Here is a 22,045-nt window from a genome sequence, read left to right on the forward strand (position 1 = left end):
GCACCCTCACCCTTCGAGCGAAACATCCCCCGCCAGCACCCGCTCCAGTGAGCCTCCGGCGGTCCTTACCAGCAAGGCGCCGATCTCGTCTATCCCTTCAACCGTACCGGCGAGGATGCCGGCACCGCCATCCACCGTCACCCGCCGCCCCATGACGGCGCTGCGGGCCAGCCAGGCATCGCGCACGGGAGGAAACCCCTTCAGCAGATACTCATCGTACAGGCGATCCAGTGACTCCAGCAGCGACCTGACAAACGGAATGCGCTCCACGGTCCGCCCCGCCTCCAGGGCCAGGGAACTGGCCGGGTAGCGAAGACCGTCGGGGAACTGATCCCGCTCCATGTTGATGTTGACACCGATCCCCAGAACGAGGTACTCCACCCGCTCCGTCTCGGCGCTCAACTCACTGAGCATTCCCGCCACCTTGAAGCCGTTCGCCAGGATATCGTTGGGCCACTTGATGGCGGGCACAAGCCCCGAGGTGCGCTCGATGGCCTCGGCCGTGGCCCCGGCCGACAGAAGGGTGAGTTGCGGTGAATGAAGCGGCGAGATGGGAGGACGGAGGATGACCGAGCAGTAGACGTTTACCCCCGGCGGAGATTCCCAGCGCCTGCCCAGTCGTCCCTTGCCGCCGGTCTGGGCGTCCGCCAGCACCACGGTCCCCTCGGCAGCGCCTTCGGCGGCCAGTTGCGAGGCCACCGTATTGGTGGACCCCGTTTCCCGGAAACAGACCACATGGGTGCCGATCCGGCGAACCGCGAGCCCGGCGGAGATTTCGGCCGGGGTAAGGATATCGGGAGAGGCCACGAGACGGTAGCCGCGTGAGGGAACCGACTCGATGCGATAGCCCAGATTTTTGAGATTCTTGATATGCTTCCAGACCGCCGTCCGCGAAACACCCAGCAGAGTGCTCAGGACCTCCCCGGAGACGAACCCGCCCGAACGGCTCCGGAACAGCTCCAGGATCTTCCGGTCCATGTCCCGGTCGGCCGCCTCTGCGGGGCGTGGGCGCTCCCCGCTCACTCGGCCTCCAACAGCATGGAGATGTCCATGGCTCGGGCCGAGTGAGTCAATGCGCCCACGGAAATGATATCGACCCCGGTTTCGGCGATTCCCCGCACCGTTTCCAGGTTCACCCCCCCCGATGCCTCCACCAGAGCCCGGCCCGCGATGAGGGCAACCGCCCTGCGCATGGCAGCCAGGTCCATGTTGTCCAGCATGATGATGTCAGCCCCGGCCCCCAGGGCCTCGGCAACCTCTTCAAGGCATTCGGTCTCCACTTCGATCTTCATGGTGTGGGGAATGTAGGCCCGGGCCCGGCGAATCGCCTCGGCAATCCCGCCGGCAGCGGCAATGTGGTTTTCCTTGATGAGAACGCCGTCGTACAGGCCGGTCCGGTGATTGATGCCCCCGCCCAACCGCACCGCGTACTTGTCCAGGATGCGAAGGCCCGGCATGGTTTTGCGGGTGTCCACAATGCGGGCTCCGGTTCCGGCCACCGCCTCCACGTAGCGGGCGGTGAGCGTTGCAATGCCGCACATGCGCTGAAGAAGATTGAGCGCCACCCGCTCACCCTGCAGCAGCATGGCCGAATCACCGGCCATCTCGGCGAGCAGTGCACCCGCCTCCACTCGCGCACCATCGGGGAAACGGGCATCGAACCTGACGGTCGGGTCGAGACGGTGGAAAACGCGTGCCGCCACGCCGATGCCCCCAAGGACGAGCGGCTCCTTGGCAATCAGGCGGGCGCGGGCAGGACGCGGCTCGGGGACTACGGAAAGGGTCGTGATGTCGCCGGTATGGATATCTTCCCGGAGGGCGTTGTCGATAATGGAATCAAGGCCGGTCATGCCGGTGCACCTCGCTTGGGCTCCGCGCGCTTCAGACGCGCGGGTAAATTGAGCCTTATATAGCACAGGACGCGGAACCCCGCAACCGCAAAGAGGGCGCGCCATCACGCGGTTTACGGCGGTGCGCGGACCGACCCCTCTGCCGAGAGCCAGTCGTTGACTTACCACCCCCTCTGGATTAGAATAAACCGTTTTTCTCATCGGAAAGGCGCCATTCAATGCCCACATTCCAGCGACGCTTCAGCATCGTCCAGAAGTTGATCGCCAGCTACGCGGTCGTCATATTCCTCACGACCGCGGCACTGGTCTTCGCTTTGCTGGGTCTTTACTCCCAAAACAGGACTGCAAAGGAAATCGCCCGGACCGACCTTTTCGTCATCAGCGCCACCTATCGACTCCGCGAGTCGCTCAGCGCCCAGGACCGCTTTGCCGGGCGCTACCTGATCCTCAAAAGTGGCGAATTCAAAGATCTTTTCAACCAGCGCCAGAGCGAGTTCATGACAATTCTCGGCGAATTGGGAAGACGGGGCAACGATCAGCCCTTCCGCGACCTGGTTGCCAGCTATGAAAAGTACCGGCAGGTCACCGAACGCATCTTCGCCACCGGCAACGGCGACCCCCTGGCCGCCCGAAAGGACTCGGACGAAGTTGCCGCCCGCATCGACGCCATCTCGGCCCTGCGGCGCACGCTCCTCGACCAGAAGCTGGCCGAGGCGGACCGGCGCGAATCGGCCACGGTACGCCTGGCCCTGATCCTGGCCTTTTCGGGCTTCATCCTCGCCCTCACCGTGGCCTCGTTGACCGTTCATTCAATCTCGACCGCCATTACCAAACTCAAAAAGGGGATGCACCGGATCGCCGAGGGGGATTTCGATTACGATCCCCAGTTGCCAGCCGGAGACGAAATCGGCGCCCTGGCCGGCGACTTCGTCCGCATGGGGAAAAAGCTCAAGGAACTGGAACAGATGAGCCTCGACGCCAGCCCTCTCACGAGGCTGCCGGGCAACATCGCCATCGAGCGGGTCCTCAACCGTCGGCTCCAGTCGGGTGAACCCTTTGCGGTCTGCTACGCCGATCTGGACAATTTCAAGGCGTTCAACGACCATTACGGGTATATAAAAGCAAGCGAAGTGATAAAATTGACGGCAGAGTTGATCCACGATATAGTCCGGCAGGTGGCGGGAGGCGATGCCTTTGTGGGCCACGTGGGGGGCGACGACTTCGTCATGGTGGTGGCTTCCGACAAGGGCGGACCGGTATGCGAGCGCGTCATCACCCGCTTCGACGACTTCATCCGCCAGCATTACAGCCCCGAGGACCTGGCCAAAGGCGCCATCGAGGGGGTCGACCGTTACGGCGTACCGCGTACCTTCCCCATCATGAGCATTTCAATCGCCGTGGTCATCTGCAGTCGCGAGAAATTCGCCTCAGCCGTTGATGTCGCCAAGGCGGCCGCCGACATCAAAGACTTGCTGAAAAGCAAGCCGGGCAGCAACTACCTCATCAACCGGCGCAAAGGAAAACGATGAAACTTCGCCTGCTCGCGGCTGTCCTGATCCTGATCCTGCCGACCGGCTGCGCTCCCGTGCGCAAAGCAGTGACGGACATTCGGCAACGCTCGGCCCAGGAAGAAAAGCTGAGCCTGGCGGTGGAACTCATCGCCCGGGGGCGTACCGACAACGCCGCCGTGCTTCTCGACGCCATCATTATCGAAAAACCCGTCCGCGGCGTCACCGACGAGGCCCTCTTCCGCCTGGCCCTGCTGCGGCTGCCCAGCGAGCCCCGCACCGGAGACATCGCCAAGGCCACAAAGCTTCTGGACCAACTGCAACGGGACTATCCCGACAGCCCCTGGGCCCACCAGGCCCTTCCCCTCAGCGACTTCATCGCTGAGATTCCGGTCCGCATCGAGGCAGCGGGCGAGCTGCGCCGCCAGCTCAAAACGCTGCGCGACCTGAACCTGTCCCTGACCAGGGAAAACAAGGAACTGAGGCTCAACCTGGAAAAGCTCAAAACCCTTGATCTTGAGCTGGAGAGAAAGCTGAAGCCGTAAAGCAAGAGTGTCAATTTTTCCGTCTCAACGGGGTATAGTACCCCCCATTAATGTAAGTATTTCCGACACTCCATTCGACAACAACGGGCGCCGTCAAACCAACAAGCAAGAATCATTAGCTTTTTTACAATCAACACTCTGGCACTCTAGTTGCTTTTCCTCTGTCAGGAACTGGTCCAGATGACGTAGACTCCCCGGCACTCGTTACGCGATCAGGAAACGGCCAACAATGACCCTCGCCGAAGAAAATCTGCGCCTCTTCGAGAAAAAGTTCGCGATCATCCAGGAAATATCGAGCGCGCTCGTCGTGACCGACAACATCAGCGCCATCGCCAACCTGATGCTCGATCTGGCCGTGAATTATACGAAGGCGGAAAAGGGATCTCTCCTGCTTCTCAACGAGCGGGACGAGCTGTTCATCCTCGCGGGCCGCGGCATAGACCTCCAACTCATGAAAACCTACCGGGCACGACTCGGGGAGGGAATCGCCGGCGTTATTGCCAAGGGACGCGTGCCCGTCCTGGTGACGGACATCGACCAGGAGCCCCGGTTTCAGGGGATGACCCGCGACCGGTACAAGACCCCCTCGTTCATCTCGTGCCCCATCGTCATCAAGGATCGCCTGCTGGGGCTGCTCAACATCAACGACAAGGCTGACGGCACGGCGTTTCTCGACGACGAGTTCTCCCTCATCAAGATCATTGCCAACCAAGCGGCCATCGCCCTGGAAAACGCCATGCTGGTCAACCAGCTCCGGTTCAAGGCGGGTGAACAGGAGGGAATCAACCGCAAACTCATCGAAAGCGATGTGATCAAGACCGAGTTCATCACCCGCGTGTCCCACGAGTTACGCACCCCTCTCAATTCCATCAAGGGTTCCGTCTACTACCTCCAGCAATCGGACCGGCTGACCCGGTTGGAGCAGCAGGAGTTCTACGACATCATTGCCACTGAAACCGACAAGCTCATCGCCATCGTTGAAAACCAGCTCGATTTCCTCCGCTTCGAAGATGAAACCATGATCATCACCAAGACCGTGGTCAATCTCAAGGAGGTTCTCAACGAAGTCCTCGGGTCGAAAAACCTCAAAACGTTCCTGGCCCGCAAGAATGTCATGGTCGGCATCACAATCGACGAGGAAAGTTCGGACATTGTCGGTGACAAGGTGCGGATCGTCCAGTTCTTCCTGAACGTCATCGAAGGGCTCTGCCACTTCCTCGACCGGGGCGACACCATGACCGTGACGGTGGGCGAAAACGACAGCGTGGAGGTTTCCATCCAACTGCCGCGTCAGATCCCCGAGGCCATTCTCCCCTTCCTCTTCAGTTCGAGCCACATCTTCCAGGCTACGCAGCCCGACGAAAAGCTGAAGCTCTACCTTGCCCGCAAGGTGGTGGACCTCCACCAGTGGGAGCTGACTGCGGAGAACCGGGAGCAGGGGCTCGTCGTCAACCTGGCGATTCCCAAGAGCACCCGGCAGAAGGTCGACGCGGTCATGAACAATACCATTGAGATGTTCCTGGAGTTCATCGCCGAAGTGCTCGACCTGAATATCTGTTCCATCATGCTGTGCGACGATATCTCCGGCGACCTGGTCATCAAGAGTGCCCGGGGGCTTGAAGATTATCTCATCAAGCAGACGCGGGTGCGGCTGGGCGACCGGATCGCCGGCTGGGTCGCCCTGGAGGGGAAACCGCTCTTCATCGAAGACATCGAGAAGGATTCGCGGTTCGGCAGAAGAAACATCTCCCAGTACAACAACAAATCCCTTATCTCGCTCCCCCTCAGGGTCGGCGGCAAGGTCATCGGCGTGCTCAACCTCAACAACAAGCGCACCGCAACCCCCTTCACCCGGCGTGACTACGACGTTGCCTCGCTTCTGAGCGAGCGGGTATCCTACTTCATCGAACGGCTCCATGCCGGCGAACACCATGAGGACAATTTCCGCAACTTCATGACATCGTTTGACAACCTGATCTCAGCAGAGAAGAAATACCACAAAAAGGACTCGATCCTGCCGGAACTGACGGTGCGGATCATGGAGCGGCTGGGTGCCGGCGAGGACATGTGCAGGGTGGCGCTCTATGCTTCCATGGTCTACGACCTGGGGCTCGTGGTCATGGAAAAGAGCATCCTGAACAAACGGGAAACGCTTCTGCCGTCCGAGCGCAACAGCCTCAAGGTCCATCCCTACACCACGGTCGGGCTGATTAATGCCATCGAGTTCTCCGAAGAGGTCAAGCGCGGCATCCTCCACCATCACGAGCACCTTGACGGCAGCGGGTACCCCGACGGGCTCCAGGGGGACGACATCCCTCTCATTTCGCGCGTCCTGGCAGTGGTCGATTCCTTCTGCGCCATGACCTCGGACCGCCCCTACCGCAAACGGGTGCCCGTCCGGCACGCCCTGCAGGAAATCAAAACAAAAGCGGGGACCGTGTACGATCCTCGCGTCGTGGAAGCCCTTGAAGCCGTCCTGGAGGTTCAGCGGGAAAAAGCCAAAGAAACCGGCCATGGACCCAACGGTAAAACCGGCAACGGGTCACGGGCCGCGGGCGGCAAAAAGAAACAGCCCCTGTCAATGCACCCCTGACCTGCCCGCCCCCCTCATCCGCTGACCCCGTGTTTTTTCATCAGGTCGTAGATAGTGGGCCGGCTGATCCCCAACTCCTCGGCCGCCCGGGCAATGTTCCCCTTGCACCTTGATATGGCCTCCCGCACCATCTCACGCTCCACCCGATCCCGCGCCTCGCGGAGCGATACCCCCTCCAGCGACGCGGAAGCCCGCGGCATCGGCCGTTCGGTGAATCCCAGATCATCCGGCTCGATAATCGGCGATGCGGCCATGAGCACGGCCCGTTGCACCTTGTTCTCCAACTCACGCACATTGCCGGGCCAGGCGTAGGCTTCGAGATATTCGCGCGAGGTCGAGCTGAACCCCTTCGCCTTCTTGCGCAAATCAACCGAAAACCGCTTCAGGAACAGATTTGCCAGGGGCATTACATCCTCTCCCCGGCTTCTGAGGGGCGGCAGGGTGATGGAGACCACCCCGATCCGGTAGAACAGGTCTTCCCTGAAGGTCCCCTCGGCCATGGAGCGGGCGATGTCCACATTGGTGGCAGCCACGATGCGGGCATCAACGGCGATGTCCTCCCTGCCGCCGACCCGCTGGATAACCTTCTCCTGCAGAAAACGTAAAAGCTTTACCTGAAGATTGAGCGGCAACTCACCGATTTCATCGAGGAAAAGGGTGCCCTTATGAGCGTACTCGACCTTGCCCAGCACTCGATTGAGGGCGCCCGTGAACGCCCCCTTCTCGTGACCGAAGAGCTCCGCCTCCAGAAGGTTTTCAGGGATGGCGCCACAGTTGATGGGAATGAATGGCCCGTCCTTGCGCAGGCTCATGGCGTGGATCGCCCGGGCCACCAGTTCCTTACCCGTGCCACTCTCGCCGTGGATCAGCACCGAGATATCGGAAGCCGCAACCTTGCGGATGGTGGAAAAGACCTGCTGCATCTCGGGGCACTGGCCGACAAGCCCCCTGAATTCGGTGGAACCGCCGTCCAGAACGCTCTGGAGGCGCCGGTTCTCCTCCTCCAGCATCTGGAGATGAAACGCCCGCTTCACGATCACCTTCAATTCGTCGAGATCGATCGGCTTCTGGTAAAAATCGTAGGCCCCCAGTTGAACTGCCTTGACCGCGTTTTCCCTGCCATCGTTACCGGTAATGACGATTACCTTCACATCGGGAGCAATGCGCAGCATCTCCTCCAGGCAGCGGAAACCCTCCTCGGAGCTGTCCTCATGGGGTGGCAACCCCAAGTCAAGGGTAACCACCGCCGGCCGCTGCTTGCGGAAAACATCAATGGCCTCCCGGGCATCGGCCGCCAGGAACAGCGTGTACTCCTTGCCGATGCCCCACTTCAGTTGCTTGCGGATATCCTCGTTGTCGTCGACGATCAGCAGTTTTTCCATGGAATCTCCCACCCCCTTACAGCCACACCGTAAACGTCGCACCCTGTCCGGGCGCACTCTCCACGTCTATCCTCCCGCCGTGGGCCTCCACAATCCGGCGGCACTGGTAGAGACCGATGCCAAGCCCTTTTTTCTTGGTGGTCCTGAAGGGCGAGAACAGGTGGGCGCGAAAGGCCTCGGGAATGCCGCAGCCGGAATCGCTCACGCGGATGTAGGGGGCGTTGCCGCAGCCCACCTCCACCGTCACCGGGCCCTTCCCTTCCGTGGCCTCCAGGGCGTTCACCACCAGGTTCATAACCACCTTCTGGATCTCCTCCCGGTCCACGTGGGCGCAAACCGCTGACCCGCCGACCCGGACGCAGTCCCGGCCCCCGGCCAGCCCCGCACTTTCCCCGGCAAGCAGAAGGAGGTCCACCTCCTCCCGGTTCAGGGACTGCTTCTCGGGAAGGCCGCGCAACCGTGCAATGAGGAGCTTCATCCGGTTCACCGTATTGCCGAGGGTACCGAGCATGTCGTCCTGGAACTCGGGATCCGCGATGTGGTCGCGGGCATTGTCCACGGTGAGCGAGAGAGTGTAGACCAGATTCTTGAGATCGTGGAGGATGAACGTCGACACCCGCCCCATAACCTCCAGTTCCCGAGCGCTTGCCAGCTCCTCGGAGAGGCGCAGGTTCATGAGGGCCGACGCGGCCTGGCGGGCCATGGTCTTCATCAGGTCGTAATCTTCGTAGTGGTAGAGCTCTCCTTCATGGACGGGCCGCCCCAGGGCGACGATTCCCTCAAGCCCCTCGCCGGACGACAGAGGGATGAGGAATACGACGCTGTTCTCCCGCACAAACTCACCGGCGCCGGAGAACTCCTCAGGGCTTACCTCGCGGAGATTGACGATCCACCCTTCCTCCGCCATCCGGCGCACCGGAAGATCGTTAGACGAGAAAAAAGCACCAACCGGTGCCTGCTCCCGGGCAACGGCCCAGCGGAATGGGCCGTTGTCTCCGCTTTTAAGAAAAAGAACTCCGCTGTTCATGCCGAAAACCCCGCTGTAGCCGGCGAGGATTGCCTCCATGAGACCATCAGAGCTGCGGGCAGAGGCCAACAGATCGGTGAAGTGGAGCCACTGGGTCTGGTAATCGTACTTGCTCCGGTAAAAATTCTTGTGAATGAAGACCCGGACCCTGCGCCGCAGGGTCTCTGACAGGAGAATGACCACCAGGGCGATACCCATGCAGAACAGGGTGGCAATGGCCATTGCCTTGGGGAAGCCTTCCCCGAAGTAGCGCAGCCCCTCCCCCATCACCCCCACGGCAACCAGGTACAGCCCTACGGCAACCAGCACCACCGACTTGTAGGCCATGTTCCGCGAGACCGCGATCCGCACGCCGCTGCCCCGCGCGAGAAGCGAATAGAGCATCATGGCGGCGGCAAGGGCCAGGATCAGGGACCGTACCGGCAACAGCCCCATGTTGAGGGAACGATGGAGCAGCCCCTGGCTGTAGTAGAGCACCAGAAGCGCAAGGTAACTGGTCGCGCCGATGAAATCGAATTTGATTCGCCAGCGCTCCAGGAGAGAGGCATGAGAATACGTCCCCTCCAGATTGACCAGGGAAACCACTACAAAGAGAAGCAGGCCGAGATAGAAGTAGTAGCCGTGAACCGTCAGAAACAGGACCCGCTCCGTGGCGAAATCCGGTGAATAGATGAAAACCTCCGGCGGCAGCAGCAGAGCGGCCAGTGGGAACGCGGCCGTAGCTGCCGCGAAAAACCACTGCAGCCGGGGCACAGCAGATGTCGCGGTCCGCCGGGAGTGAGTGAGGCTATAGCTAAGCCATGCCGCAGGCAAAAGGGATTCGACCGCCAGAACCCACCGTTTCCACTCAAACAGTCGATCCGGATCGAGCATTACCATGAAGTCCAGGACTTCGAGAGCCGAAGCCGCCGTCAGGGCGGCAACTGTCGCGCAGGCTGAAAGGGTAAGCCCCTGGCGGCGGATGGTGACTCCGATTACGGCCAGGGAGAGCAACACTGCCCCCGCTGAAAGGACCACCTGCATCATGACCGGCTCAGAGCCTCCAGAAGCGGATTCCCGCCTGTCGCAGCATGTTCTGGCAGTACATCCCCTTTACATCCACGAGAACCGCGGGGGGGGCCATCAATCGAAGCAAGTCATCCCCGGCCAGGGACCGGAACTGACGGTGTGCCACAGCGGCAACCACCGCAGCGGCAGGCTCCAGGCCGTCTGCCGGCACAAGCCTCACTCCGTATTCATGCAGGGCCTCGTCAGGGTCGGCCAAGGGGTCGTGGACCTGTACCTTCACACCATACTCCTCAAGCTCGCGGATAATGTCGATCACACGGGAATTGCGCAGATCCGGGCAATCCTCCTTGAAGGTGAGGCCGAGCACCGTTACCCTGGCTCCCAGAACCGGGTGCCCGGCCAGGATCATCTCTTTCACCGTCTTCTGGGCTACGAATTTGCCCATACCGTCGTTGATCCGGCGGCCCGCCAGGATCACCTGGGGGATGTAACCGATCTTCTCAGCCTTGTGGGTCAGATAGTACGGATCCACACCGATGCAATGCCCACCCACGAGCCCCGGCTTGAACCTGAGGAAGTTCCACTTGGTCCCGGCCGCCTCCAGCACCTCGCTGGTGTCGATGCCCAGCCGGTCGAAAATCAGAGCCAACTCGTTCATGAGGGCGATGTTCAGGTCCCGTTGGGTATTCTCGATCACCTTGGCCGCTTCGGCCACCTTGATGCTCGATGCCCGGTGGACCCCCGCCGTCACCACTGATTCATACACCCGGGCCACCACGTCGAGTGTCGCCGCATCCTGCCCCGACACTACTTTGGTGATCTTCGTGAAAGTATGCTCTCTGTCGCCCGGATTGATCCGCTCAGGGCTGTAACCCACGGTGAAATCGGTGCCGCAGTGCAGTCCCGACACCCGTTCCAGGATCGGCACGCACTCGTCCTCAGTAACACCGGGATAGACTGTGGACTCGTACACCACGATGTCGCCCCGCTTCAAGGCCTTCCCCACCGTTTCCGACGCCTTCAGCATCAGGGCAAGGTCGGGCTGATTCGCTTCATCAATGGGAGTCGGCACCGCCACGATGTGAAAATCCGCCAGACGGAGCTCTTCGATGCGGTCGGTGAAAAGGATGTCCGCTGCGGCCAGGTCCTCAGCAGTCACCTCGCCGGTTCGATCGACCCCCTGCTTGAGCTCGGCGATACGGCCGGCATTGATGTCAAACCCGACAGTCCGGCGAACCCGGCCGAAGGCAACCGCCACGGGGAGTCCCACGTAGCCGAGTCCGATAACGGAAATGGTGCGGTCAGCGGTCATTGAGCGCTCCTTTTGCTCGATCCCATGAATCACGTGCAGTCCCAAGGTTATCTTCCATTCACTGTCGATAAAATTTACACCAAATCCCGTGCGGGCACAAGGAGCGTATGCACGTAACATCATAAAAAACCCACGGTTGCGAATGGTTGTTTTTGGGGGGCACCAGAGACAAAAGAAAAGGCGGTGCGTTGACACCGCCTTCTTGGGATCAGTGGGGGAAACTGCCTGTCGGGATTACGATTACCGCTTCATGTGCTTGCGGCTGTACGCGCCGAGACCCAACAGACCGGCCCCCAACAGAACGATCGTGCCCGGTTCGGGAACGGGAGCCGACTCAGGTTCGTAGGTGATGGTCAGATCCGAGCGGGTAAGGTAGAAGTCGCCAAGGAGCGACGCGAGCTTCACGTTGAACTCGCCATCTTTGAGGAATTCCACATTCACGTTATACCCATAGGCGCCGGTGTTCACTCCGCCAAGGGCCCAGGAACCATCCTCGGCATAGCCGAAAGCGAGTTCCCAGGTAAGAGGGTTGAGCAGCTTGTCGGCATCGTCGTCAAGGAGGGTAAGAGTCAGTCTGCCACTCACTATCTGCTGAGCCGGCGGCGTAAAGGTGAACTGATGCTTCCATGCGACGTAATCCCCCGTGCCGTCGAGGAAGTTTACCGCGCCCCATCCGTGGCCGACCAGGTCCTGGGCGGCAAGGGTCCCCGTTGGCGTAAAAAGCGTGGTGTCCGTAAAGGTAATCGGTGCGGCCTGGGCTACGCCTCCCATGAGAAGCAAACCTGCCACCACACCTATCAATTTTTTCATGTATGCCTCCCTGTCGTTCGTCACCTGCGTGATGATGTTCAGCCATTAGATTCAATTTTTAAACCAATTCATTCATTACAATAAATTCAAGAGATTACATTCAATCACCAGAATATATTTTTGTCTAAAATGTAAACTAATCCGACAAGATCGTCGATCGCTCGTACAGCCGAAACGATAGTTGGACTCAGCCTTTATTCTGCTTGCGCGAGCATGCGGTTACCGCCCACAGACCTGCAAGACCGAAGGCGAAAAGCAGGCCTGTTCCCGGTTCCGGCACCACCCCAACGATGACCGGCGAGCTTGTTTGCTGCAGATACTCAATCTGTCCGACGAAGTTCCAGGGTTCTCCCTCGAAGAGCCCATGAACCCCAAAAAACTTTTGAAGAGTGAATTCATCGAGATATGGCCAATACTCCATTGCTCCGCCTGGCCCCTGCAGGAAAAGGTTCGCGGCGGTGTTGGTGGTTTCCGACAGAATGCTCGGCCAATACGTGGACTCGTAAAGAAGCAACTGATTGTTTTCCAGCTTTCCGGCAAAGACACCAAAAACCGGAGCATTCGAAACAATGGCTAGACTATCGAAACCAAGAACATCGGGGGCGGATACGCCTAATTGAGCCTGGGTCTTGTCAATAAGTACGGTCCAACCCTGCCCAAGCCCCGGGATTTGCTCATACAGAACAGCGACTTCGAAGTTCACAGGCTGTGGATTGCTGCCGACAAGGTCATACGTGAACGAACCGATAAAGGGACTGCCGACTTGCACCTGGACCTCGGAAAATCCAAAGGCCCCCATGGTGCTACTGGTAATTTTGCCGCCGAACAGATAGCTAAGAGGGGCAGCGTCAGACGTAACTGCTGCCAGAGACAGTAGTGCAACGAGGAGAACAGCGAGTGCCTTCATGATCATACCTCCTTTGGTGAGTGCGGAAACCAAGCTCCGCCGTTTGCGTGAGCATACGAGCGCAACTGCACCAACTGCACTAAATGAAGGCCGATCAGGGACTACTGGCGAAAAATGACATCATTCATGGATAGTAATCCTCAGCATGCCCACCTGAAACAGAATCAGCATAATACGTGCCGCTACCCAACCACCTGATAAACAACGACTCTTGCCAGTATCCCTCATAACTACCGCACATTGTGACAGGAATTCCGACAGCAGTCTTTGGACAACTGAGTTATGGCAGCCGCCATTCGCACAAAAAAAGCCGCCTCCCCCGGCAACGCGGGAAAGGCGGCTCTGTTACAGGACCACCGCACAGCGGGGGCCCGGTCAGGGATCGGTTACCAGGTCGTCAGACCAACCGCCCGGCGCAGAAGAATCAGCACGTCGTTGATGTCAATCTTGCCGTTGCCGACCGGCTTGGAGGTAACCGGATCGACCGGCGCCACATCACCCATGGTCTGCACTGTCGAGGTCAACAGGGTCGGGTCTGCGACCGCCTTGAGAACGATGAGCGCGTCATTGGCCGTAATCGCTCCGTCGCCATCCACATCGCCCTTGATGATTGCGATGTTGTTGACGGTTACGGTTACGGCGGTCGAAACCTTCGAGTTGCCGGCCGCATCATAGGCCTTGGCGGTCAGGCTATAGACGCCGTTCGCAACGGTGGTGGTATCCCAGATGTAACTGTAGGGAGAGGTCGTATCCGTGCTCGCGAGGACATTGTTGACGTAGAATTCGACTTTGGCAACTGCCAGGTTGTCCGTTGCGGTGGCATTGACAGAGACGACACCGCTTACCGTTGCGCCGCTGGCCGGGGCCGACAGGGACACGGTCGGCGCGGTGGTGTCGTTGGCAACCTTGACCGTTACGGTCGACTCACCGATATTGCCTGCCGCATCATAGGCCTTGGCGGTCAGGGTGTGAATGCCGTCACTCACGGAGGTCGTGTTGAGACTGTAGGTAAAGGGCGAACTCGTGTCGGTGCGCTTGAGCACGTTGTCCAGGTAGAACTCGACCTTGGTCACTTTCACGTTGTCCGATGCGCTGGCGCTGACGGTAATGCTTCCTTTGATGGTCGCGTTATTGGCCGGAGAAGTAATCGACACGGTCGGCGCAGTGGTGTCGCCGGTCTGGTTGTTCACAGTTACCGATACGGAGGTAGATTGGCCGATGTTGCCAGCAGCGTCATAGGCCTTGGCAGTCAGGGTGTAGGTGCCGTTGGCCGAGGTCGTGGTATTCCAGCTGTAGCTGTAAGGGGCGGTGGTCACCGTGGAAGCGACCGTGCCGTTCACCAGGAATTCCACCTTGGTCACGCCCACATTGTCAGAGGCTGTTGCGCTGACGGTCACCGTTCCGCTCACGGTCGCGCCATTAGCCGGGGCACTCACCGCCACCGTCGGAGCAGCAGTATCGGACGGCAGGTTGTAGGTTACCACCAGCTTCGGCCGCAGGTTGGTATCGGCCGCATCGCTGGAAGCGAAGAGCCTGTAGCTGTCGGCGGTGGCCTTGTTGGAGGAGTTGAGCAGCACGCCCCTGTTGGCGGCCGGCGTCGCCAGCCAGGTCTTGACCAGGTTCGTGATATTCCAGGCTTTGTAGCCAACGGTCTTGTCAACCAGAGGTGCATCCACCGGTGTGTCGATATCGGACTGGGCCAGGGGCACCCCACCGTAAGCCACGCTGCTTGCGGTCCAGGCATTGGTCCCGTCGTAGGTATTGCCGGTGCTGGAGGCGACGACCGGGTTCTTGTTGATGATGGCGGAGACCGGAATTTCGTAAGCGTCGTCACCACCGCCTTCAGTCAGGTAGAGATAGAGCGTGGCGCTCTGGATCTCGGCATTGGCAGGCAGAGCGGATACGTCCCACTTCATCACGACTGCGTTGGCCGGCGTGGCTGCAGGCCAGGTATAGGTGCTGAGGCTTACGCCGGTGGCGTTTACGTCATTATTGATATTCAGGAAGGTGTCTTCCACGGTATTCGGGAAATTGGCGCCAAAGGCATTACCGAAGATGGCCGTGTTGCTTCCCGCCGGGGGAGTCGTCACATTGTTCACACTCACGGTCACGCTGCTCGACTGCCCCACATTGCCAGCCGCATCATAGGCCTTGGCGGTCAGGGTGTAGCTGCCGTTGGCTGCGGAGGTGGTATCCCAGCTGTAGTTATAGGGAGACGTCGTATCCGACCCCTTGAGCACGTTGTTTACGTAGAATTCGACCTTGCTCACGCCGACGTTGTCGGAGGCCGTAGCGGCCATGCTCACCGTACCGGCAACGGTCGCGCCATTGGCGGGGGAGCTCACGGCAACAGTCGGGACCGTGGTATCGGCGACCGTATTGCTTACAGTGACCGTCACCGAGGAAGACTGACCTACGTTGCCCGCTGCGTCATAGGCCTTGGCGGTCAGGGTGTAGCTGCCGTTGGCTGCGGAGGTGGTATCCCAGCTGTAGGCATAAGGAGACGTCGTATCCGACCCCTTGAGCACGTTGTTTACGTAGAATTCTACCTTGCTCACGCCGACGTTGTCGGAGGCCGTGGCGGCCATGCTCACCGTACCGGTAACGGTCGCGCCATTGGCGGGGGAGCTCACGGCAACAGTCGGGACCGTGGTATCGGCGACCGTATTGCTTACCGTAACCGTCACCGAGGAAGACTGACCGACGTTGCCCGCTGCGTCATAGGCCTTGGCCTGGAGGGTGTACGTTCCGTTGGCATACGACGAGGTATTCCAGGTTATCGAGTAGGGAGCCGAACCGTAGGTCGCGTAAAGGGAACCGTTGACATAGAGTTCCACCTTTGACACGCCCATGGCATCGGTGGCGGAAACGTTTACCGTAACGGTGCCCGACACGGTGGAACTGCCGGCCGGAGAGGTAATGGAAGCCGTTGGAGCCGTCGTATCATTTACCACTGTCACGGAAAACGCCGTGGACTGTCCCACGTTCCCGGCAGCGTCGTAAGCTTTGGCCTGGAGAGTGTGAGTGCCGGCGGAAAGCTGGGTGGTGTTCAGGCTCACACTGTACGGAGATGAGGTGTCGGTTCCTTTGAGGACGCCGTCCACATAGAGTTCGACCGAGGTGACGCCCACATTGTCAGTGGCGCTGATGGCAACGCTGGTGGTACCGGAGATGGTCGCGCCCGAGGCGGGGGAGGTAATCGAAACGGTGGGGGCGGTTGCTTCGGCCGCGCTTACGATATTGGAGTAGGTGCTTTCAGTGCCGGTGGCATCGTAGGCGGTGACGGCGAAATAATAAGTCTTGCTCGGATCAAGACCGGTGAGAGTGGTGGAGGTCACTTTGCCGACTGTTCCGGTCCCGCTGAAGGGAGGGCCTGCCGAGTCGGCGTTGTAGTAAACCTTGTAGCCGGCAACGGTCGTTTCACTGTTTGCATCCCACTGCAGGGTCACGTCCCGGGCCTGGCTGGCTGCAACCATGGTAAAACTGAGCAACCAGGCAAGAATAAGAGTTGTTAGCGTGCGGGTTTTCATAAACGGGCTCCTTTGTACTTCTTTCGGCGTCCGCTTCTCCTTTTCCTGCCCGCGCCTTTCGAGTCGCGAGCACAAAAAAAAGAAACAGCCCGCCTTAGTCTTTTGATGGACTAATGAGGAACCTGTTTCTCGCCAACCCGGCTATCCTGAAAACCCTAGGACATTTCAGGACCCGTAGCTTTGTGTCCCCAGGTTACCCTGGGTTTACCCCTTCGGAAACAGTACTGCTTGATTATTCCTTTTGTTGGTATTATCGGCCCTGTTTTGCAGAACCGTTGTGACTCGTATCACCAAAACCGGCCATGTCGCAAAAAAGATTCAACCACATGATTTACCGTCAATTTTCGCTGCGACTGGCTTTCCGGAAAAAGAACAAAAAAAAGCCGGGGCCGTATACCATTTCAGGCATTTCGGCAACCCGGCTGTCTCTGTGAGACCCTGTAGGCTTTCCGCCCCATCCTCGCGAATGGTTGAGTATTATCGTGTACCGCCTATTCAATTTTCAGCTGCTGTTGATACACCCCTTTGTCCCCCCTGTCAACCTTTTTAACCTTGGGGGCACTAAAGAATTCAACAGCATATGCACCGAACGACCTCCCGGTGCGTGCATCAGGGGGGGCGTTCACTCCTCGAAGCCCTCATCGTGTTGAGGGCATCAGCCTGTTAGGGCACGACCTTGAAAATCCTGAGATTCTTCGGCGCCGACAAAACTTCCGGCGGCACCGATCCGCAGCCAATGGGCTGGGTCGATACGACTACGTTATCGATAAGCTCTCCGACGGTTGAATGGGTACCGTCATGATGATAAAGGCTCAACCAGAGATTCCGGATTTTAAGGGATGATGTGGTTCTGATCCACAGATCCTGATAGTCGCCCAGCAGCTTTGAATCCAGCCAGATCGCCAGGCGACCGTCAGCTCCCACCCCCGTAGTGGTTGGCGTGCCCATATCGAGCATTTGCTCGACGCAGTACCACTGCCCCGCCACCAGTTTAGGTAGGGTTTCGGTCGGGCGGTGCTGCGGCTGTTTGCAGTAATATGCCCCGCTGTCGTAGACGCAGGGCAATGAGTCGCCCCAGCAATTGCCCGACGGATTGGAGCAGTCCTGGTACATGCCCCGGTAGTAGCTGTAGGCATAGGGTGTTGCGGGGCCTTCCATGTACTGCACGAAAAAGCCGGCCCAATCGCTTCCGGTCGGCCGATTCCCGGATGAACCGACCAGATTCCGGTCTCCTGCCGCCAAGCCGCCGCCATGATTACGGGCACTGAAGTTGAACCCTGGTTCATACATGAAATACCAGCGGGCATAGAGTTTGTCGTACCCGGAAGACAGAACCTTGAACAGATCGGATCCCCCCCCCTGCCCTGCAGGCACCCGCAAACGGATTGCCCGGTTCGCGGTATCACCTGCTGGTCCCGTGTTGGTCACGATAAGGTTTTCCGTGTCAGGGTTGCCGTCGTAGTCGCTGAAGTTGGCCTTGGGATTAGTCCCCTCGAAATCCTCGCAAAAAACTGTTCCTGCCGGGGGGTTCGAGCACTCGTTCCGTGAGATGCCTGCCGACACCATGCCGGCGGTGAACAACAGAAAGGCTGAAACGAGGCAACCTGTTCTCATGAATGAAAGTTCCATGTGCTTCACTCCGGCTCCCATAAAAACTGTTCGGATCAGTTCACAACTTTGAGGCCACTGGGAGGCGCTATTGTTGCGGTTCCCCCACCCGAACTGGCTCCGAACGTAATCTGCTTGCTGGCACTGGGACTGCCATTGGCATCCACCACATAGAGATACGCCGTAGAGTTGGTGGGAAAACTTCCTTGGTTAACCGCAACCTGCAACTGCCCATCAGTCCAGGTATTGGTGGGAATCTGCATTTCGCATTTAGTTGCACTTGAGAAGTTGGCATTGTCACATATCATGACGCGAGAGAGCGTGTTGTCTACATATATATCGTCCAGCCATGAAGTAATTGCCGGGGGTGAATTCCCTCCACCATCCCAACCTATCATCCACACATAGTCGAAATTGAAAGCCGTGCAGCTCGACCAGGAAACATTATTAGCTGTCGCTTTTCCGTTAATCTTAATAGTGTATGTTCTCGTTGCACCATCAATCCATACTTCATGAAAATTCCACTGATTTACGTTGCCATTCCAGTTGGCCCAATGCGCTGCCCCATTTTGACAATAGCCTTGATCGGTTCGATAGATATAATCCTGCATTTGGGTCCACGAAAAGGTTTTGTTCGTCACATCAGCATTATTGGACAATCGTAAAAATTTACTCGAATGATCGCCGGTTACGGGATTTGATGCTGGTTTCCACCACCAAGAGACATAGATTTTATTAGTTCCAGTAATCCGCCGACCCTCCAGTAATCCCTGGGTTGTAGTTGTGGCCCTGTAAGTCGCTGTGCTCAACCCACGTTGTTCGCTGGCCGTAGTTGAATACTTTACACACGCGCCGCCATCCCAAGTGCATTGTGATTCCCAGGGCTTGCCCGACCCAGTCGGGACGGTTGCTCCATTAGCAAGGCTTGAATACGCCGTCTGGTTCTCTACAGTATCCCAGAACTGGGGAGCCACAGTGCTCTTGGTGCCAAACCCGCTACCGGAGATAGTAACGACTTGGCCATTGGTAAGCGCTGAGTTGCTCATCGAAGTGATAGACGGAGCGGCGAGAGCGCCCAGCGGGACGAGAAGTGGAATGAGGAGCGACGGAACTATCGCCTGTAGTGTCCTCTTGGTTTTCATGTTGACTACCTCCCTGCTACTCTTAGTTTACTCGTTTTACCGGCATATACCGGTCCTTTTCCCAACAAAAAACAGCCCCCCATGACAATTGTGCGACTTGTCGACAGATGGGCTGTTTCTTCGCCAACCCGGCCATCCTGAATACCTAGGACGATTTCAGGACCCGTGGCTTTGTGTCACCAGGTTACCCTGGCTTTACCTCTTCGGAAACAGAGCGATCAATTTTTTTATTTGTTTATACTTTCGTCCACCCGGGAAAATTAAACTGTGATTTGTGTCACCAAAGCCCCATTTGGCCTGTCAGACAAAAAAAATGCCGGGAGCCGCTACCCATGAACTGGTATTTCGGCAACCCGGCTGTCTCGTGGAGACCCTATAGGCTTTCCGCCCCATTCTCGCGAATGGTTTAGTATTATCGTCTACCGCCTGCTTTGTGCTTTTAGTACATGAGTTGAAGGTTCAAGTCAACACATAACAATTTCATTGTAATAATTTTAATACATTATTAAGCTACATATACGCAATGTACCTCCCGAATCGACCGCATCATCGGATGTCGGTGGAATTTACACGCATATGTAAAGAAAAGTTTAAAAATTTCAACCAACTACCTACAACACTCTGAATTACGGGATATAATGGCAACAGCATGAAATCGTTTTTAGGGTACGCTAATTGCTTGTATCCCTATACTTATCCAAAAGATGCATGAAGGAGGGCCGGTCATGATACGCCCAGACAGGTTGTCCCTAATTTTGTTTGTGACATTGTTACTGGCTGGACCCTCCGCGTGGAGCTACCCCGTACAATATACTCTGGAAGGGTACGTAATCCAGGGGCCCGGCATTGATGATTCAGCGGGCTTTCTCTCCGATATGGGGATAACAGTTGGAAGCCGTGTTTCCTATAGCGTTGTAATAGACCTGGATGCCAGGGGAACTATGTTAATGAACGACGGTACCGTAATCGAGCGAACAGACTCATATGGTAGAGGAACATTTTATGCTCACTACGCCGGAGGTTCGACCATCACTTCTAACAATTATCTAAGCTCATATAATGGAATAACCGAAAACAACTATGGCGGGAACAAGTGGTTGACCAGCACCTTTTCGGAACGCTGGCTCAGTGTGAGCAGTGGAAACAACTATCTCTCATTCTACGACATGCTGCTGCAACCGGATGCCCTCGGAGAGTGGTCGGCGAGTTCCGCGCGCGCTTTCGGGGCCGGAACCATGCGCAACACCATTTTCGATGAGTTCGGCAACAGCTCCAAATTCTACTTCTCGGCTCAAATAACTAACGCAGAAACCGTTCCTGTGCCCGAACCATCAACCTTCGCATTTCTTGGGGCCGGACTTGCCGGCATTATCCTTCTCAGAAGAAAGAAGAAAATTTAACACAACCTGAATCGTGACCAGAAGAAGGTCATAGGCGGGTTCAAATTATCCCCGTTATCTGCAGACTTTCGACACGACGAATCGACGTTTGTTCGATCTTTCAAGCGGTATTTCCTCCACCAGCTTCATATCTATGATCAGTTCCGGATCTCCTTTTTCAAGGATTTCGGACTTGAGGCTTGTCCAGTGCTCGGGCTTGAAATCCGGTCGCGGCACGATCAGAACGGTGATCCGGTCCCGTTCCTCCTGAATGACCTTGAACGTATCAATGGTCTTGTAGTACTCGAATATCCCCGTGAAGAAATGCACGATCAGCCGGTTGCCCCGCGGCGTCACAACCACATCGGTGTCACGTCCCTCAACCTTGGCGAGCAGTTCGAACCCCCGCCCGCACGGGCAGGTTTCATCGGCACTTTTGACGCCAAGGTCTCCCACGCGGTATCGTATCAGGGGCATGGCGCCGGGATGCAGGCGAGTCAGCACGATGTTCCCCACATGACCGGGAGGAACGGGGTTGCCCTCATCATCCACCACCTCCAGCGCCACATGGGGCATGAAGATATGATATGCGCCATCGCTTCTTCCACACTGGGCAGCGATCTGGATGCCTTCTCCGCAGCCGTAGGTGTCGGTGACCCGGCACTTGAACGCGCTTTCGACCTTTTCGCGGTAATGGGCATAGAGATTGTCTCCCCACGAGACAATTCCGGTCAGGGGTCTGTTGAATCCCACCTCCAACGCTCTCGTGGCCACGCAATAAAGGCTGCCGGCATACCCCATGACGTAGTCCAACTTTTTGCTGTCGATGAGGTCCAGGTACCTATCCAGTACCCGATCCGACAAATCGAAGGCAGAGGCGTATTCTACTCTCAGAAGGATGTCCTTCAGCTTCTTGACCGCTCCCCTCTCCAGAGTCATGCCGGTCTGGAGGAACGGGTCACCGATGTTCCAGCCCGAGTAGTTGGCCCTGAGAAACATCAGTGCCCGGGCCATGCTCATCGTTTCATTATCCACCCGAACGGCAAAGGGGCTTCCCGATGAGCCGCTGGTACAATACTCGCGCCAGGGCCACCCGGTGTCCCTGGTGCACAAATGGGGATAGGCTTCCCTGAGCATGTCCTTCGTCACCATCGGCAGCAAAGACAGATCTTCGGCCTTGAGAACGCCGGCGATGTTCACCCCGTGCCTGTCATAGAGCTCGCGATAAAAGGGTACGTCTGCATAGGCTGTCCGGACAGTCTCGCGCACCAGTTCGTCCTGGCGGCGCTGAAGCTCTTCCCTGCCCAGCCACTGCATGTCCCTGTACAGACGGTAATAACGCATGGTGCAGTTCCGGGTCGCATAATCGGCAACGGGCAACAACACATTCTCGCACATGGTTGTATATAGCGACATCAAGGGACTCCCTTAGTGGCTGGGTTAA

The 22,045-nt window shown here is 57.9% G+C and carries 15 protein-coding genes and 4 riboswitches; of the genes, 4 read left to right on the forward strand and 11 right to left on the reverse strand.

Annotated features, from left to right (window positions below; all coding sequences use genetic code 11):
* Positions 1-6 precede the first annotated feature (6 nt).
* Entirely contained in the window at positions 7-1,023 is a 1,017-nt protein-coding gene (locus AC6CDK_RS04905) for a biotin--[acetyl-CoA-carboxylase] ligase (protein WP_496639754.1), read from the reverse strand.
* Positions 1,020-1,850 (reverse strand): carboxylating nicotinate-nucleotide diphosphorylase, encoded by an 831-nt coding sequence (gene nadC / locus AC6CDK_RS04910; RefSeq protein ID WP_039644202.1) that lies wholly within the window; start codon positions 1,848-1,850, stop codon positions 1,020-1,022. Before nadC ends, AC6CDK_RS04905 begins: the two co-directional genes overlap by 4 nt.
* 218 nt (positions 1,851-2,068) lie before the next feature.
* On the opposite strand from nadC, the gene AC6CDK_RS04915 reads away from it, so the two are divergent.
* From AC6CDK_RS04915 to AC6CDK_RS04925, 3 genes are all read left to right on the forward strand, one after another.
* Positions 2,069-3,379 carry a diguanylate cyclase domain-containing protein gene (locus tag AC6CDK_RS04915; RefSeq protein ID WP_192905013.1) on the forward strand — a complete coding sequence of 437 codons (1,311 nt, stop codon included), beginning with the start codon at positions 2,069-2,071 and terminating at the stop codon, positions 3,377-3,379.
* Complete coding sequence (locus AC6CDK_RS04920; protein WP_192905014.1) at positions 3,376-3,903, forward strand: tetratricopeptide repeat protein; 528 nt, start codon at positions 3,376-3,378, stop codon at positions 3,901-3,903. Before AC6CDK_RS04915 ends, AC6CDK_RS04920 begins: the two co-directional genes overlap by 4 nt.
* A 229-nt stretch (positions 3,904-4,132) precedes the next feature.
* Positions 4,133-6,496 (forward strand): HD domain-containing phosphohydrolase, encoded by a 2,364-nt coding sequence (locus AC6CDK_RS04925; RefSeq protein WP_039644197.1) that lies wholly within the window; start codon positions 4,133-4,135, stop codon positions 6,494-6,496.
* A 14-nt stretch (positions 6,497-6,510) separates the two neighbouring features.
* Here the strand turns inward: AC6CDK_RS04925 and prsR are convergent, their stop codons facing one another.
* The 8 genes from prsR to AC6CDK_RS04965 all read right to left on the reverse strand — a co-directional run bounded on the left by prsR (position 6,511) and on the right by AC6CDK_RS04965 (position 19,222).
* Positions 6,511-7,878, reverse strand: coding sequence for a PEP-CTERM-box response regulator transcription factor (gene prsR / locus AC6CDK_RS04930; RefSeq protein ID WP_039644195.1), 1,368 nt, complete (start codon positions 7,876-7,878; stop codon positions 6,511-6,513).
* Between the two features lie 16 nt (positions 7,879-7,894).
* Positions 7,895-9,931 carry an XrtA/PEP-CTERM system histidine kinase PrsK gene (gene prsK / locus AC6CDK_RS04935; RefSeq protein WP_192905015.1) on the reverse strand — a complete coding sequence of 679 codons (2,037 nt, stop codon included), beginning with the start codon at positions 9,929-9,931 and terminating at the stop codon, positions 7,895-7,897.
* 7 nt (positions 9,932-9,938) lie between these two features.
* Positions 9,939-11,225, reverse strand: coding sequence for a nucleotide sugar dehydrogenase (locus AC6CDK_RS04940; protein ID WP_039644191.1), 1,287 nt, complete (start codon positions 11,223-11,225; stop codon positions 9,939-9,941).
* Between the two features lie 240 nt (positions 11,226-11,465).
* Positions 11,466-12,035: a PEP-CTERM sorting domain-containing protein gene (locus AC6CDK_RS04945; protein ID WP_192905016.1), complete on the reverse strand. Its 570-nt coding sequence runs from the start codon at positions 12,033-12,035 to the stop codon at positions 11,466-11,468.
* A 187-nt stretch (positions 12,036-12,222) separates the two neighbouring features.
* Complete coding sequence (locus tag AC6CDK_RS04950) at positions 12,223-12,942, reverse strand: PEP-CTERM sorting domain-containing protein (RefSeq protein ID WP_039648196.1); 720 nt, start codon at positions 12,940-12,942, stop codon at positions 12,223-12,225.
* Between the two features lie 386 nt (positions 12,943-13,328).
* Complete coding sequence (locus tag AC6CDK_RS04955; RefSeq protein ID WP_192905017.1) at positions 13,329-16,472, reverse strand: Ig-like domain-containing protein; 3,144 nt, start codon at positions 16,470-16,472, stop codon at positions 13,329-13,331.
* A 128-nt stretch (positions 16,473-16,600) separates the two neighbouring features.
* Positions 16,601-16,691, reverse strand: a riboswitch (cyclic di-GMP riboswitch).
* A 190-nt stretch (positions 16,692-16,881) separates the two neighbouring features.
* Positions 16,882-16,958: riboswitch (cyclic di-GMP riboswitch) on the reverse strand.
* A gap of 177 nt (positions 16,959-17,135) precedes the next feature.
* Positions 17,136-18,101 carry a hypothetical protein gene (locus AC6CDK_RS04960; protein ID WP_192905018.1) on the reverse strand — a complete coding sequence of 322 codons (966 nt, stop codon included), beginning with the start codon at positions 18,099-18,101 and terminating at the stop codon, positions 17,136-17,138.
* A gap of 35 nt (positions 18,102-18,136) precedes the next feature.
* Positions 18,137-19,222: a hypothetical protein gene (locus tag AC6CDK_RS04965; RefSeq protein WP_192905019.1), complete on the reverse strand. Its 1,086-nt coding sequence runs from the start codon at positions 19,220-19,222 to the stop codon at positions 18,137-18,139.
* A 119-nt stretch (positions 19,223-19,341) separates the two neighbouring features.
* A riboswitch (cyclic di-GMP riboswitch) is annotated at positions 19,342-19,432 on the reverse strand.
* A 134-nt stretch (positions 19,433-19,566) separates the two neighbouring features.
* Positions 19,567-19,643: riboswitch (cyclic di-GMP riboswitch) on the reverse strand.
* 304 nt (positions 19,644-19,947) lie between these two features.
* Between AC6CDK_RS04965 and AC6CDK_RS04970 the strand changes: the two genes are divergently transcribed.
* The gene (locus tag AC6CDK_RS04970) at positions 19,948-20,622 is read left to right on the forward strand and encodes a PEP-CTERM sorting domain-containing protein (RefSeq protein WP_192905020.1); all 675 of its coding nucleotides are present in this window, start codon (positions 19,948-19,950) and stop codon (positions 20,620-20,622) included.
* A 54-nt stretch (positions 20,623-20,676) separates the two neighbouring features.
* Here AC6CDK_RS04970 and AC6CDK_RS04975 read toward each other — a convergent pair whose 3' ends face one another.
* Complete coding sequence (locus AC6CDK_RS04975; RefSeq protein WP_192905021.1) at positions 20,677-22,017, reverse strand: phenylacetate--CoA ligase family protein; 1,341 nt, start codon at positions 22,015-22,017, stop codon at positions 20,677-20,679.
* Between the last annotated feature and the right edge of the window lie 28 nt (positions 22,018-22,045).

This window comes from Geobacter sp. PheSNFMC, from assembly GCF_059620965.1.

What these genes read in the sequence shown, in the direction of transcription:
- nadC (WP_039644202.1), bottom strand. Translation starts at nt 1,850, where the DNA reads ATGACCGGCCTTGATTCCATTATCGACAACGCCCTCCGGGAAGATATC.
- AC6CDK_RS04915 (WP_192905013.1), top strand. Translation starts at nt 2,069, where the DNA reads ATGCCCACATTCCAGCGACGCTTCAGCATCGTCCAGAAGTTGATCGCC.
- AC6CDK_RS04920 (WP_192905014.1), top strand. Translation starts at nt 3,376, where the DNA reads ATGAAACTTCGCCTGCTCGCGGCTGTCCTGATCCTGATCCTGCCGACC.
- AC6CDK_RS04925 (WP_039644197.1), top strand. Translation starts at nt 4,133, where the DNA reads ATGACCCTCGCCGAAGAAAATCTGCGCCTCTTCGAGAAAAAGTTCGCG.
- prsR (WP_039644195.1), bottom strand. Translation starts at nt 7,878, where the DNA reads ATGGAAAAACTGCTGATCGTCGACGACAACGAGGATATCCGCAAGCAA.
- prsK (WP_192905015.1), bottom strand. Translation starts at nt 9,931, where the DNA reads ATGATGCAGGTGGTCCTTTCAGCGGGGGCAGTGTTGCTCTCCCTGGCC.
- AC6CDK_RS04940 (WP_039644191.1), bottom strand. Translation starts at nt 11,225, where the DNA reads ATGACCGCTGACCGCACCATTTCCGTTATCGGACTCGGCTACGTGGGA.
- AC6CDK_RS04945 (WP_192905016.1), bottom strand. Translation starts at nt 12,035, where the DNA reads ATGAAAAAATTGATAGGTGTGGTGGCAGGTTTGCTTCTCATGGGAGGC.
- AC6CDK_RS04950 (WP_039648196.1), bottom strand. Translation starts at nt 12,942, where the DNA reads ATGAAGGCACTCGCTGTTCTCCTCGTTGCACTACTGTCTCTGGCAGCA.
- AC6CDK_RS04955 (WP_192905017.1), bottom strand. Translation starts at nt 16,472, where the DNA reads ATGAAAACCCGCACGCTAACAACTCTTATTCTTGCCTGGTTGCTCAGT.
- AC6CDK_RS04960 (WP_192905018.1), bottom strand. Translation starts at nt 18,101, where the DNA reads ATGGAACTTTCATTCATGAGAACAGGTTGCCTCGTTTCAGCCTTTCTG.
- AC6CDK_RS04965 (WP_192905019.1), bottom strand. Translation starts at nt 19,222, where the DNA reads ATGAAAACCAAGAGGACACTACAGGCGATAGTTCCGTCGCTCCTCATT.
- AC6CDK_RS04970 (WP_192905020.1), top strand. Translation starts at nt 19,948, where the DNA reads ATGATACGCCCAGACAGGTTGTCCCTAATTTTGTTTGTGACATTGTTA.
- AC6CDK_RS04975 (WP_192905021.1), bottom strand. Translation starts at nt 22,017, where the DNA reads ATGTCGCTATATACAACCATGTGCGAGAATGTGTTGTTGCCCGTTGCC.